13 protein-coding genes are annotated in these 13,990 nt (G+C 39.8%); 6 read left to right on the forward strand and 7 right to left on the reverse strand.

Translation table 11 applies throughout. From position 1 onward, the window contains the following. Nucleotides 1–211 precede the first annotated feature (211 nt). The 5 genes from F6J90_RS29670 to F6J90_RS29690 all read left to right on the forward strand — a co-directional run bounded on the left by F6J90_RS29670 (nt 212) and on the right by F6J90_RS29690 (nt 5,853). Complete coding sequence (locus F6J90_RS29670; protein WP_293102013.1) at nt 212–3,691, forward strand: endonuclease/exonuclease/phosphatase family protein; 3,480 nt, start codon at nt 212–214, stop codon at nt 3,689–3,691. 64 nt (nt 3,692–3,755) lie between these two features. Further along, nucleotides 3,756–4,058, forward strand: coding sequence for a hypothetical protein (locus tag F6J90_RS29675; RefSeq protein WP_293102016.1), 303 nt, complete (start codon nt 3,756–3,758; stop codon nt 4,056–4,058). A gap of 25 nt (nt 4,059–4,083) precedes the next feature. Next, nucleotides 4,084–4,308 carry a hypothetical protein gene (locus tag F6J90_RS29680; protein WP_293102018.1) on the forward strand — a complete coding sequence of 75 codons (225 nt, stop codon included), beginning with the start codon at nt 4,084–4,086 and terminating at the stop codon, nt 4,306–4,308. A 1,036-nt stretch (nt 4,309–5,344) separates the two neighbouring features. Beyond that, nucleotides 5,345–5,470, forward strand: coding sequence for a hypothetical protein (locus F6J90_RS29685; RefSeq protein ID WP_293102021.1), 126 nt, complete (start codon nt 5,345–5,347; stop codon nt 5,468–5,470). Between the two features lie 140 nt (nt 5,471–5,610). Further along, nucleotides 5,611–5,853 carry a hypothetical protein gene (locus F6J90_RS29690; RefSeq protein ID WP_366513911.1) on the forward strand — a complete coding sequence of 81 codons (243 nt, stop codon included), beginning with the start codon at nt 5,611–5,613 and terminating at the stop codon, nt 5,851–5,853. A 300-nt stretch (nt 5,854–6,153) separates the two neighbouring features. Here the strand turns inward: F6J90_RS29690 and F6J90_RS29695 are convergent, their stop codons facing one another. The 7 genes from F6J90_RS29695 to F6J90_RS29725 all read right to left on the reverse strand — a co-directional run bounded on the left by F6J90_RS29695 (nt 6,154) and on the right by F6J90_RS29725 (nt 13,365). Further along, nucleotides 6,154–6,483, reverse strand: a complete 330-nt coding sequence (locus tag F6J90_RS29695) for a helix-turn-helix transcriptional regulator (RefSeq protein WP_293102027.1) — start codon at nt 6,481–6,483, stop codon at nt 6,154–6,156. A 19-nt stretch (nt 6,484–6,502) separates the two neighbouring features. After that, nucleotides 6,503–6,859 (reverse strand): type II toxin-antitoxin system RelE/ParE family toxin, encoded by a 357-nt coding sequence (locus F6J90_RS29700; protein ID WP_293102030.1) that lies wholly within the window; start codon nt 6,857–6,859, stop codon nt 6,503–6,505. 272 nt (nt 6,860–7,131) lie between these two features. After that, a complete protein-coding gene (locus tag F6J90_RS29705; RefSeq protein WP_293102033.1) occupies nt 7,132–8,337 on the reverse strand; it encodes a transposase in 1,206 nt (401 codons plus the stop codon). Nucleotides 8,338–8,409: 72 nt separating this feature from the next. Continuing rightward, nucleotides 8,410–11,367, reverse strand: a complete 2,958-nt coding sequence (locus F6J90_RS29710) for a WD40 repeat domain-containing protein (RefSeq protein ID WP_293102036.1) — start codon at nt 11,365–11,367, stop codon at nt 8,410–8,412. Next, nucleotides 11,364–12,848: an AAA family ATPase gene (locus tag F6J90_RS29715; protein ID WP_293102039.1), complete on the reverse strand. Its 1,485-nt coding sequence runs from the start codon at nt 12,846–12,848 to the stop codon at nt 11,364–11,366. The genes F6J90_RS29710 and F6J90_RS29715 overlap by 4 nt, the downstream gene beginning before the upstream one ends. Further along, the gene (locus F6J90_RS29720; RefSeq protein ID WP_293102042.1) at nt 12,751–13,011 is read right to left on the reverse strand and encodes a hypothetical protein; all 261 of its coding nucleotides are present in this window, start codon (nt 13,009–13,011) and stop codon (nt 12,751–12,753) included. Before F6J90_RS29720 ends, F6J90_RS29715 begins: the two co-directional genes overlap by 98 nt. Nucleotides 13,012–13,179: 168 nt before the next feature. After that, nucleotides 13,180–13,365: a hypothetical protein gene (locus F6J90_RS29725; RefSeq protein WP_293102044.1), complete on the reverse strand. Its 186-nt coding sequence runs from the start codon at nt 13,363–13,365 to the stop codon at nt 13,180–13,182. A 157-nt stretch (nt 13,366–13,522) separates the two neighbouring features. On the opposite strand from F6J90_RS29725, the gene F6J90_RS29730 reads away from it, so the two are divergent. Beyond that, nucleotides 13,523–13,930 carry a hypothetical protein gene (locus tag F6J90_RS29730; protein ID WP_293102047.1) on the forward strand — a complete coding sequence of 136 codons (408 nt, stop codon included), beginning with the start codon at nt 13,523–13,525 and terminating at the stop codon, nt 13,928–13,930. Nucleotides 13,931–13,990 lie beyond the last annotated feature (60 nt).

Genomic DNA, 13,990 nt, shown 5'->3' on the forward strand with positions numbered 1-13,990 from the left:
TGACTAACTATAGCAGTTTTCAAAGTTAATACCACAGATGACGTAAGTAATCTGAAAACATAACTTAATGTTAACCTTGAAAAGGTATGATATCTAATAGTTAGTATATCTGGGTGTAAATTCACATTCTTGTGAATGAGTTGTAAGGTTTTGAATTGTCAAGAGTTCGTTCGTAATACTGACCCAAGGAGAAATTGGAGAAAATTTTCCTATGACTACAACACTATCAGCAGGAGACATAGCCATTATTGGCTTTAACTTTGATAACCCAGATGAATTTGCCTTTACACCATTAGTAGATATTGATGCAGGGACTGAAATTAATTTCACTGATAACGGTTGGCAAGCTGCTGGTACCTTCAGAGCTACTGAAGGCACTTTTACTTGGACGGCACCCACAGATATTGCTGCCGGAACAATAATTAACCCTACTGTAAGTAGTATTTTATTCTCAGCTAGTGGTGACCAAATTATTGCTTACCAAGGAGATAGTAGCAACCCCACCTTTATTTATGCCCTCAACAGTGAAGGGAATCCAGGAGTATGGCAGTCTGACTCCACCAGTTCCAATACATCCGCCCTACCCACAGGTTTAGTCAATGGCGAAACAGCAGTAGCTTTAAACGAAATTGATAACGCCATTTATACAGGTATCACTTCTGGTACCCAAGCAGAATTACTAGCTGCAATCAGCGATAATTCTAATTGGTCTGGAAGCAATAGTACCAGACAAACTATACCAACAAACCCTTTCACAGTTAGTGGTAGTGGCTCTAATTTAGTCATAAATGAAGTATACGTTAGCCATACTGGAACAGATGACACTGAATTTATCGAAATATTTGGCACCCCTGGTACATCATTGGATGGCTTAAGTATTATTGGTGTTGAAGGAGATAGTGGCTCTTCAATTGGCACAATTGACGCTCGAATTGACTTTGACTCAACCCATACTATCGGGGAAAATGGCTTTTTTTTAGTCGGGAATCCCACCGGTTTAGCAAATAACTATGGAGTTACTCCGAATCTTAATATTAATACTAACTTCTTAGAAAATAGTAGCTCGACTTTTGCTTTAGTTGAAACCAGCAGTATTTCTGGAACTTCTGTTACAGGTAGCGAAGTTGTTCTCGATACTGTTGCTCTTACAGATGGTGGTGCAGGTGATACCTTCTTCTTTGATGCTCCTGTTATTGGTCCCGATGGTTCATTTTTCCCTGCCGGTGCCCGTCGAGTCACAGATGGAGTTGATACCGATACAATTAATGATTGGGTAATTAGTGATTTTAATCTCGGTACTGAAAATACCCCGACTGCTGGCAGCGACGGTGATGGTGTTGGTGGACAACCCACCTTTAAACCCATCTACGAAATTCAAGGTGCTGGTCACCTCTCCCCATTTGATGGTAGTGGAGTCACCACCACAGGTATTGTCACAGCAGTAGATACTAATGGTTTCTATCTACAAGATCCAACAGGAGATGGTAATGATGCTACCTCGGACGGTATCTTTGTGTTCACAGGTTCAGCTCCCGGAATCGAAGTAGGTGATGAGCTAGAGGTAACAGGTACAGTCGATGAATTTATTCCTGGTGGTGCTACTACTGGCAATCTCTCTATTACCAATATTGTCAGCCCAACTATTACCACTCTCTCAACTGGAAATGATGTTCCTGCTGCTACCATTATTGGTTCAAGTGGTCGGTTAGCTCCCACAGAAATTATTATCAGCGATAGTGAACTACCTGTTAATCTCCAAACAGTATCAGGTACCTTTAACCCCACAGTAGATGGTATTGACTTCTACGAAAGTTTAGAAGGAATGCTAGTAACTGTTGAAGACGCAGTTTCTGTTGCTCCTACTGATGCCTTTGGTGGCTTCTCAACTTTTGAGTTTTTCGTAGTTCCTAATCAAGGTGCATTTGCAACTGGCACAAACAGCAACGGTGGTGTTACTCTCAACGACCCTGATCTTAGTGATGGTACTACCTTTACTGAGATTGAATTTAATCCAGAAAGAGTACAAATTGATGCACTAACTGACGAGAGTGATCTCCCTTCCATTAGTACTGGAACATTGTTAGGGGATGTAACTGGAGTTGTTAGCTACAGCTTTGGTAATTACGAAGTTCTTATTGATCAACCCCTCACTCCTCAAGGCAATATTGGGATTACAACACCAGAAATAACAACTGTAGTAGGTGATTCTGACCAATTAACTATTGCTAGCTACAATGTTCTCAACTTAGATCCCAATGATGCTGATGGTGATACGGATATAGCAGATGGTCGCTTTGAGTTGATTGCTAGTCAGATTGTTAACAATCTCGCGACACCGGACATCATTGGTTTACAGGAAATTCAGGATAATGATGGTTCTTTTGATCCAGGAGGTTCTGATGTTATTTCAGCTAGTGACACCCTGCAATTACTCATTGATGAAATTGTCGAAGCAGGAGGACCACAATACGAGTTTATTGACAACACCTTTATCGAAGACGATTTAAACGGTGGACAACCTGGTGGCAATATTCGTGTTGCTTACTTGTACAATCCAGAACGAGTGGATTTAGTTCCAGGTTCTGTTCAAACTATCCTTGACATACCTCAAAGTGAACCAGACAATCCTTTCACTGGTAGTCGCCTACCTTTAGCTGCAACTTTTGAATTTAACGAACAGGAAGTTACTGTTGTTAATAATCACTTTAGCTCTCGTGGTGGTAGTGATCCTCTGTTTGGTGCCATTCAACCTCCCGAGATTGGTGGAGAGACTGAGCGTGTTGAGCAAGCTCAAGCAAACAACGATTTTGTTGATAGCATCTTAGCTGAAAATCCATCAGCTAATGTGGTTGTCTTAGGGGACTTGAATGGTTTCCAATTTGAAGATTACCAGACTGTTAACTTGGCAGGCGGTCCAGATAATCCAGTTCTTAACTTACTGACCGATACCTTGGATCCTTTAGAGGCTTACAGCTTTATCTTCAACGGTAACTCTCAAGCTATTGACCATGCATTTGTATCTGATAGCTTAGTCAATGTTGCAGAATATGATATTGTTCATGTCAACGTTGATTTCGCTGACACTCCAGAACGAGCTAGTGACCACGACCCAGTAATTTTAGGATTGACTTTGCCACCAATAGTAATTCCAGGTGAGAAAATCATTGGTACCTTTGGTAATGATGAACTTGATGGTACAGGTGGAGATGATACCATTAAAGGACTAGTTGGTTCAGATATTCTGTTTGGAAACGGTGGCAACGATACTCTCCTTGGTGGTTTTGGTAATGATACTCTGCTGGGAGGCAATGACAATGATAGCCTAAATGGAGGTGTTGGTAAAGACTCTTTAGAAGGCAGCAATGGTGATGATACTCTCTTTGGTGGTGTTGGTAATGATACTCTGAGCGGTGGTTCTGGTGGGGATTTACTGACAGGTGGTCTGGGTAAGGATACTTTTGTTTATGAAGGTGTCATGGTCGGAACTGATATAATCACTGACTTTAACACTAATCGTGACTTGATTGATTTGATCCAAATTATCTCCAGTTTCGAGGAATTAGAAATTACTCAGAATAATGTTGGGGCAGTGATTAGCATTGATGGTCAATCATTAGCTATTCTCCAAGGTGTTATTCCTGGTCAACTGAGTGCCGATAGCTTTATTTTTGGTGACCCATCTGTACTATAGCGGTTTTCAATTTGGTGAGGTACAGAGTTCCTGGTTTTAGGGAACAGTAGATGTAGGGTGGGCAGTGCTTACCAAAACGATTGTGAGCTTTTCAATGGGTATGATGCACTGCCCACCGGACAAGTCAGTAGATGTAGGGTGGGCAGTGCTTACCAAAACGATTGTGAGCTTTTCAATGGGTATGATGCACTGCCCACCGGACAAGTCAGTAGATGTAGGGTGGGCAGTGCTTACCAAAACGATTGTGAGCTTTTCAATGGGTATGATGCACTGCCCACCGGACAAGTCAGTAGATGTAGGGTGGGCAGTGCTTACCAAAACCATTGTCAGCTTTTCAATGGGTATGATGCACTGCCCACCTGACTGACAAGTCAATAGATGTAGGGTGGGCAGTGCTTACCAAAACGATTGTGAGCTTTTCAATGGGTATGATGCACTGCCCACCGGACAAGTCAGTAGATGTAGGGTGGGCAGTGCTTACCAAAACGATTGTGAGCTTTTCAATGGGTATGATGCACTGCCCACCGGACAAGTCAGTAGATGTAGGGTGGGCAGTGCTTAGCAAAACCATTGTCAGCTTTTCAATGGGTATGATGCACTGCCCACCGGAGGAGTAATTGTCTTAAAAATCTAGAAAATAACTCATATTTTCTAGTTAATTTGATGTCGGTGGGAAGTGGTGTTCAACTCTATTACAACCTGATCTTATCAGTCTTATCCACTGCCCACCCTAGGATTAATCTTCTTACTTGCCCTTGGGCAGTGCCGATAAAACCGATTATAAGTTGATAGTATCCGTCTGCGACCCTGCCCACCCTACAATTAATTTATTCCCGATTTCATTTCCTTGTCGGTGGGCAGTGGATTAAATCTATTTCAAGTTGATATTTATCTGTCTTTCCACTGCCCACCCTACGATTAATTTATTCCCGATTCCATTTCCTTGTCGGTGGGCAGTGGATTAAATCTATTTCAAGTTGATATTTATCTGTCTTTCCACTGCCCACCCTACGATTAATTTATTCCCGATTTCATTTCCTTGTCGGTGGGCAGTGGATTAAATCTATTTCAAGTTGATATTTATCTGTCTTTCCACTGCCCACCCTACGATTAATTTATTCCCGATTCCATTTCCTTGTCGGTGGGCAGTGGATTAAATCTATTTCAAGTTGATATTTATCTGTCTTTCCACTGCCCACCCTACGATTAATTTATTCCCGATTCCATTTCCTTGTCGGTGGGCAGTGGATTAAATCTATTTCAAGTTGATATTTATCTGTCTTATCCACTGCCCACCCTACGATTAATTTATTCCCGATTCCATTTCCTTGTCGGTGGGCAGTGGATTAAATCTATTTCAAGTTGATATTTATCTGTCTTATCCACTGCCCACCCTACAATTAATTTATTCCCGATTCCATTTCCTTGTCGGTGGGCAGTGGATTAAATCTATTTCAAGTTGATATTTATCTGTCTTATCCACTGCCCACCCTACAATTAATTTATTCCCGATTCCATTTCCTTGTCGGTGGGCAGTGGATTAAATCTATTTCAAGTTGATATTTATCTGTCTTATCCACTGCCCACCCTACAATTAATTTATTCCCGATTCCATTTCCTTGTCGGTGGGCAGTGGATTAAATCTATTTCAAGTTGATATTTATCTGTCTTATCCACTGCCCACCCTACGATAAATTTATGATTAATTTATTCCCGATTCCCGATTCCCGATTCCCGATTCCCGATTCCCGATTCCCGATTCCCGATTCTAAATTCTAAATTCTCAATTCTAAATTCTCAATTCTAAATTCCCCATTTTTTAATAAAAAAAAATTCCCAAACCCCTTGACAAGTAGTAAATAAATTAATATATTAATATTATACACAGTTCACACACAGAACTCCAAATGACTAACAACATGAATTCCAACTCAGATGAGAATCTCAACAATCCTAATTGCCCAGAAAATTCTGGTGACGAATGCCGTAAGTGCAAAAAAGCCAACCACGTCTTGGTCGGTACTCCTGAACAGGTTCGCAAGACCATTAATGCCGTGTATGCCCTTAAGTATGCACACCCGGACGAATGGAGCACTCCGGAGCCTACCGGAAAACCTGGTCAGGTGATGACCTTTTTTATTCGATATTTCTACATAGACTAGGATAGAAATTTGCCAGGGATTTTCATCCCTGGCCAAAAGGAATCGTGACGGTTATTTTGTGAAGCAGGATGAAGCAGTATGAGTTGGGATGTTGTTGGTTTCCAGCAGTTGCTGACTAAGTCAACAACAACGTAATAGTCGATTTGGAGTTATTATGAAATAAGTACAGCTGAGCTGTTCTTGTGACATATTGAAAAATTGAATGCGGTCAAGAATTGGGCTTAACCAAACTTGACCGATTTTTTTTAGGGAATCGGGAGTCGGTACCCCAACAGTCACTTACTCCTTGAAGGGTTATATTCAAGCATAAGATTGACGGATTACTTGTATCCTCCCGCTAGATACAGTTTCGGGTTTTGGACTGACGCTAATTTCAATCGTTTGACCTAATGCTACTAAAAAAAATAACAGTTTTTCCAACGAAAACCCTTGCAAGCGACCATTCTTTAAATCCATCACTTGAGGAGGCTCAATTTTTAAAATCATAGCCACATCTGAATCAGCCAACTGTCTTTCATCAATCAGATCGAAAATGAGTGAAGCTAGTTTAACCTTAGCCAACTTTTCTTCAGCATTGATAAATCCTAAATCAGCAAAAATGTTACCTGAGCTTACAGTATAGTCTGGCATTATTTTCTCCTTGGTGCTATTAATCTTGTTGTTTAGCAATTTCTTGTGCTTGTTTTAGGCGTTCTTTAATTAAATCCATAGTCTGCTTTGGGGTTTTAATACCTGTCTTTGACTTTTTTTTAAAGGCGTGGAGAACATAAATAGTATTCCCAAGTTTTACAGCATATACTGTTCTGTAAGTATCTGTTTGATAATCCCTGACAATTTCTAACACTCCATTTAATCCTTTCAAAGGTTTAATATGAGGATGAGTTTTGTTTTTTTGAACCCGATAGAGAATGTAACCAACTTCATCGATTACATCTTCAGGAAACTCTAACAGTTCCTTTTTTGAAGCTCCCACCCAAATAACAGTTTTCAGTAATTCATCTCCCATTTTGAAATTTTGAATCTAGATCTTAAAGTTTCTCTTGTGTACTTCCTTGTGGGTAAACCCTCTTGGCACAGAGGATCCTGGGATTAGCTTTATCTCCCTTAAGCAAAAGGAATTGACAGAGCACTTTTATCCATAGTACCTAGTAACATTCATCAGCGACTCCATCAAGAAATAATCAACTATTATTACTACTCCCCACTCCCCACTCCCCACTCCCTACTCCCTACTCCCTACTCCCCACTCCCCACCTTACAAGGGTATGATTTTAAGAATTATCCAGAATCAAGAGAAAATGGAGGAACAAAGCAGCCAACAGGTAAAGGCATTTGTTTAATCACAGAAGCCAAAATTATCAAAAAACCCCGTCGGAAACAACTTAAATAACGAGTAGGTTGATTGAGTACACAACTAGTCTGTTGGACAGTGGCTGTTGAGGGTGAAAGATCTAATTCACTAAAATTATTGCCATGGTTGTCAGACAGACTGCTAGCAGATAAATCACCATCAGTTTTTCCTCCAACACTAACCAACCACAATGTGGCGGTGGCAATGGCTAACCATAATCTTTCAGCCCGTTGAGGATCACTCATTTTGGTGTGATGCCAGCCCAAACCACCACGCTTAATATCTTTGAATAAACATTCAATCCAACTACGCATACTGTACCAACAGATTTGAGCTTGTTGTGGAGATAGATCTGTCAAGATTAACCAAGGGTCAGCATAGCCCGATTCCCAGTTAGCCAGAAGAGTACAATCAAGACTATGAGTCGCAAAACAGGTGACTCGACCACTCCAGTGCTGACCAACCTGAGTAATTAATGTTGACAAAGGGACAAAAGTATTATGGTGTGAGGCTCGATAATATCCTTGATGATTAATTCGCATCAAAGGATGCCAACCCTTTTTCCTGATGGCCTCGTAGAGCCACTTGGCATACAACCCTCTATCTGTAGCAACAATCACAAACCAATCATCAGGAATGCCATCTTCGATGTGATTGAACAATTGACACCAGTAAGGTTTCCAACTACCTTTTTCTGTGGCTTTGATAATTTTCCAGGCTACAGGAATGCCACAGCCACGATAGACTACACTAATCACCAACAATGTAAAGCGCTGTCCCAAGGTGGAAGCATCTGCAGCTAACACCAGGCTTTTTTCATCCTTCGACCACCAACTCAACAACCAAGTTAATAACGGTTTAAAACTTTGAGTTACTTCTATTTCCTGTCGGAACCTACCATACTTATTATTGGCTTCTCGATACCATTGTCGCAATTGTTCTCTGACATTTCCTTCTGGCTTATTGAATAATTGTGCTAGAAACACTGTTACCGTCGATAATCCACAACTGTGAGTTATGGCGATTGCAAAGCTCCACATCGCTAATCCTATGGCCTGAGATTTACTCAAGTGGGGCATTTTTTTGATGACCACTCTTAACCATTCCTGATAAGCTTGAGGACTTTTCATCATCAGTTTTACAATATCGTGTTTGCTTTTACTCTCGATTGATTTTCTGGGCAGCGAATACCTTCCATATTAAAATCATACCCTTGTAAGCCACTCCCCACTCCCCACTCCCCACTCCCTACTCCCTACTCCCTCCAACCGCAGAAAATGCATATTTCCCCCTTCATCCCCTGCGACAATCGTTACGTCATCCGGTGCAACCGCACAACAGTTGATAGCACTTTCTCCAGTAAACTTAGCAATAACTTCCCTAGTCTCGAAATCCCACACTTGGAGTGTTTTATCGGAAGATGCAGAAATGACTAGCTTACCGTTGGATGTTACTTTGATCCGATTTATGGAGTCCGTATGACCTGTAAAGGTAAAGATTTCCTCTCGCTTTTCCAAATCCCAAATTTTGATAGTATTATCCTTGGAGCCAGACACGACGTACTTACCATCAGGGGTTACCGAGAGAGTATTGATTGAATCACCATGACCTTTAAGGGTTAAACATTCCTTTCTAGTTTCTAGATTCCAAAGTTTGATAGTTTTATCTTTGGAGCCAGAAACCAAATACTTACCATCTGGGGTGATAGCTAAACTAGTTATGTCCAGGTTATGACCTCTAAGGACAAAACATAACTTTTTGGTTTCGAGATGCCACACTTTAATAGTGGTGTTAGTTGAACCAGAAATTACATGGTTGCCATCTGGCGTGATTGATAGAGTTGTTGCGGAATCCTCAAATATCTCAAATATACTTAAAAACATAAAGTTGATATACAAATAAATGTTTCCAGAGAATATAGGAAAGAATACAATAGCTAAAATTATCTCCCATAAACTTAAATAATTAGCTAAAAAATAGACAAATATTGTAATTCCTAAGCTAATTAGTAAGCCAATACAAGATATAAATAAATACCAATAAATATAACAATATTGCTGAATTGATATTAAATCACAAATTTTATTTATTTTCCTGTAATTCCATACAGTTAAAAATTGAAACCCCATTATTGGTTGGTTTATAAAAACCATAAAATTCTTGGGTGCAATCGCCAATTCAGAAAGATTGTGGTTTCTTTCAAGATAATTTTTGTCATTTAACACTTTGAGATAAATATCATTATACTCACTCATTTCTATGAGATCCGAATATTTGCTGTATTCTGATGACTTCTTTTCAAGAATATCAAAAAGATTAAATTTATTAAGCATTTTCTTACAATTAATACCAAAATTAGCTATATTTTCAAAATGCCTTGCGAGTAGTTCTAAAATTATTACAACTACTATAAAAACTATCAAAATAATTAGTATTGGAACTAACAATAAAGATCCTAATGCAATAAATATTATTAATAAAATATGAGATATTATAAAAGGAATAACAAAAGAAGGTAGAGTTATTAACAATTTCATAAACAACTCTAATAAATCTAGTTTAATCAACACATTATTTCTCAAAAGGTTATGGTAATGTGCCAATTTTAAAATTTTATCATTATCTGAATAATATTTATTGCTATAAAAACTAAAACTAATAGTTTTTTGTTCTAAATCAAAAACGTTTATAAGTTTATTTTGTAAAGCAAAAATAGCTTTTTTGCAATCGGTAGTAATGGTTACATCATTTACTGAATTTTTGTTATCTTTGAATTTAAGATATTTCCCTTTTGATTCTAAATTCCAGACCTTGACTGTTTTATCCTGTGAAGCAGAAATAATTTTATTTCCATCTCCTGTTATTTTAATATCATAGATTAAGTCATCATGGGCAATAAAACTTAACATTTCTTTGCCAGATTCTCTATCCCAAATCTTAATAGTATTATCGAAGGCAGCATAAATTACCTGTTTACCATCAGGTGTAATAGCAAGAGCACTAATAGGATTTTTATGACCTTTAATCGGAACAGTTTTTTCTCCCGTTTCTAAATTCCAGATTGTAATCATGTTTCTACCCTTATGACCAAAACCAGAAATTAGCCACTTACCGTCAAGAGTAACCGCTATTACATATAATCGCATCAAGAAGTATGTTATTAAAAAATAAGGATATAACGTTTCAGGTCTATGTCTAAGAGTGATGATTTTTCCATTTGTTAAATCCCAAACCTTGATAGTTCCACGCTCTAGTCCATAAATTAAGCGATTATCACAGGTAATAGCAACAGTTCTGACGAAGTCTCTATTAGCTTTTATGCTTAACTCTTCACCAGTTTCCAAATCCCAGACTTTGATAGAGTTATACTTTGCAACTGATACTGAAACCACTTCCTTGCCATTGGGAGTAACCGCTACAGCAACTACAGGGTGACTATGACCATTAAATCTCTGTATTTCTTTACCCGTTGCTAAACTCCAGACTCTAACCGTATTATCAGAGGCACCAGAAATTACCCTGGTGCCATCGGGAGTAACGGCTACAGCATGAACTCGGGCACTATGACCTTTTAATGTGAAAATTTCTGCACCTGTATTCAAATTCCAGACTTTAACTGTTTTGTCAGATGAACCAGAAATTACCCTGGTGTCATCTGGTGTGACAGCAACGGCATTTACGGAGTCACCATGACCAATTAGGGTAGATAGTAAGGGTCCAGTAGGGGGATTTAACGTAGCTCTCAAGCTACGCAAATAAGTCGTTTCAGTTTGCGGTATCTGTTGTAATAATCTTTTAATGTCTGGGGTATTAAAATCTAGTAAACGCCCTGAGAGTTGCCCTGCTAATTGGCTTGGATCTTGAGTTAAGATATGTGTTGATAGTCGCAATGCTCCCTGAATTAATTTCAGGGATTTTATAGTTTGCTTACTGTACTCTGGATGAGATACTTCTATATCATCAATCAATTCATAATCTTCAATCAGTGCTTTGACGCCAAATTCAGGATGATTAAGTTTAGCTTCGATAAATTCATAGTTACTCAACAAACGAGATAATTTATTAAGTTGACCACCTTCTAACCACAAACGCGGAAGTTCACCCAACAAAAGCTCTATTTCTTCTGGTGACTTTTGCGATAAGCGACTGGGAACATTACTCATAAATCCAGCCCTTCTGTCATATTATCGGCAATTTCAGCACTAATATCTGATAAATTCACACCCGCCGCTTCCACAATCTCCTGACGATACAAAAAATCTCGGAAGCTTTCGTGATAAAATCGATAACGTGGTGGTCGATAGCTTTCTTGCTTTTGTAAAAATTCTGCCCATCCATCAAGCACTTCCTGCACAGTCAATTCCTCCTCATCAGAATACTTAGCAATGACTTGACGGGAAGCCGCACTACGTAAAATGCACATGACATAAACAATTTTAATTTTCTCCCTGGGTAAAGGCTTGGTTGTCATCCCCATCAGTTGCCAATGGTTTTCATAATAGCCTTGTAAGCCTACGGGTAATTCATTCAAGGGTTTATCATTATAAAAACCATCAGCTATGGCTGGCAAAACCCAGCGCAAATACATAAAGTTATTTTCGCTTTTTCCCGCAATTTGTTCTACAAACTCCTGATTAGAGAGGGCACGTTGCTGGTTAATCCACTTACTCAATCCCGGTTTATAGTCTGGATGATTCAGCAATTGCCAAATATACTCTTTTACATCTCGATGGCTTTGTTGGTAATTTTCCCTTAAATCCAATTCTTGGCTTGGTGTAGCAGGAGATAACTGCAGCCTTTTCTCATTCTGATTATACGGTCTTCTGGTCAGGATAAAATAAACACGGTCTGGCAACATAGTCGGTAAATATAAAAGATTACCAGCTCCCTCTTGGTCAACTTCATCCAAGGCATCCACAACAATCACCAACCGTTCACCAGCAGATAATTTTTCCCTAACCTTAGCCAACAACGCTGATAAATCAGCATCTTGAGCATCTGGCAACTGGTAACGAGTGGTCAATTGTTGACGAATTTTCCTGAGGAATAATTCTGGACGATTCATGCCCTCAGCACGACTATTAAAAAAGCAAATTGCGTCTGGATTCTCTAATACATACTTAGCAGCAATAGCGCTTTTACCCATCCCAGCATCACCAATAATAGTAAAGTAGCCATGAGCAGTGTTGCTGAAGAAGTCTTCAATAGCCTTAAAGACAAACTCACGACCGCAAAATAACTGAGTTTTGTCTTGAATAAATTGTTCAAACTCTGGTGGTAACTGCTGTTGAGGATACCAGTCTTTTTTGTCAACGATATCAGTTGGTTTAAGATTTAGAACCTTGCAAATATTTCTAACTGCCCATCGTTCTACTCCATTTGGGCAATCTCTTCTAGTACCAAGCAAGCGCTTAACGGTCTCCTCAGAGACACGGGCTTGCTCTGCTAATGTCTTTTGAGTCAGTCCAGCGTCTTTGTAAGCTTGTCTGAGTCTGGCTTTACCTTGCTGACTCGATCGCACTTTGTCAGATTCACGCATTTTGATTTTAGGGAGCAGGGAGCAGGGAGCAGGGAGTAGGGAGTAGGGAGCAGGGAGTCGGGAGTAGGGAGTAGGGAGTAGGGAGTAGGGAGTGATGTACCTCATGGTTATTAGGAAACGCGATCGCATTTCTAAATGAGATGTAAACCTGTATGGTCTTTTTTTCTTCTCCAATAAAACTCCGGATCTCTTTCCCCTCTTGCCTTTTAGCTCTTGCCTTTTGCCTTTTCCGGCAAAAAGTGTGTTTACAACCCAGATATAAACGCACTTATAGGAACCAATCAGGAGTTTAACCAACTAGGGCAGATAGGTTTTCTTGATTGACCTATTTGCCCTAATCTATTTTACAGGGTTTTTCATAGCTATGAGGTACACAGGATTTTTCTCTCTTCCCTTTTCTGTCTTCTCTGCTCTTTTCCCCCCTTATTAAGGGGGGTTAGGGGGGATCCCTGCGAGTGCATCTCAGTTTTGAAATTAGACAAAAATTCAGGCGAAAATTCCCGCGCCCCCGCCCCACACTCCCCACACTCCCCACACTCCCCACACTCCCCACACTCCCCACACTCCCCACACTCCCCACACTCCCCACACTTGCGATATTTTTTACAAATATGAGATGCACCTGATCCCTGCTCCCTGCTCCCTGCTCCCTAAAAGCCAGTAGGGCAAAGCCTAAAATAAACTAAACCCATTTGCCCTTGGCATAGATAGTTTCCTCTGAATAGGATACGAATATAGCACTACGGGCAAGGCAAAAGGCAAAAGGCAAAAGGCAAAAGTTGACTACAACAGTTTTTAAGCTTGTATCAATGTCAAACACCTTGATGCGTAGCGCTATATCAGAAACCAAGGATACAAGATTGGGGAGAGCAACAATGCCCTTTAATTTTTCTAAGAAGCGACAAACTAAAGATGACAACTGTGATATCAAAAGTGATATCAAAGAAGAAATCATCCGGGAATTATTACGACAAGTAAGACATAGTTACAACCTTGCTCTTGGTGTAACTGCTGCATCCGCGTTGATGACTTTATTTGGTGTCGGACTTTTATATATTGACAAAGTGTCGGAAGCAAGCCTGACAGCATCGGGCGGAGTTTTGGGGACTATTACTAGTGTCCAATTAGCCAAGGATTCAAAGGAAGAGTTAGAGGAAATGATGGAGAAATTGTTAGATGAAATCTAAGCGGTCAGCGGTCAGCGGTCAGCGGTCAGCGGTCAGCCTTACGTGGCACAGGCTTCTAGC

This window comes from Moorena sp. SIOASIH (assembly GCF_010671925.1).
Taxonomy (GTDB): Bacteria; Cyanobacteriota; Cyanobacteriia; order Cyanobacteriales; family Coleofasciculaceae; genus Moorena.

Coding starts and splice junctions, on each gene's coding strand:
- F6J90_RS29670 (WP_293102013.1), top strand. CDS start 212: ATGACTACAACACTATCAGCAGGAGACATAGCCATTATTGGCTTTAAC.
- F6J90_RS29705 (WP_293102033.1), bottom strand. CDS start 8,337: ATGATGAAAAGTCCTCAAGCTTATCAGGAATGGTTAAGAGTGGTCATC.
- F6J90_RS29690 (WP_366513911.1), top strand. CDS start 5,611: ATGAATTCCAACTCAGATGAGAATCTCAACAATCCTAATTGCCCAGAA.
- F6J90_RS29710 (WP_293102036.1), bottom strand. CDS start 11,367: ATGAGTAATGTTCCCAGTCGCTTATCGCAAAAGTCACCAGAAGAAATA.
- F6J90_RS29700 (WP_293102030.1), bottom strand. CDS start 6,859: ATGGGAGATGAATTACTGAAAACTGTTATTTGGGTGGGAGCTTCAAAA.
- F6J90_RS29715 (WP_293102039.1), bottom strand. CDS start 12,848: ATGAGGTACATCACTCCCTACTCCCTACTCCCTACTCCCTACTCCCGA.
- F6J90_RS29695 (WP_293102027.1), bottom strand. CDS start 6,483: ATGCCAGACTATACTGTAAGCTCAGGTAACATTTTTGCTGATTTAGGA.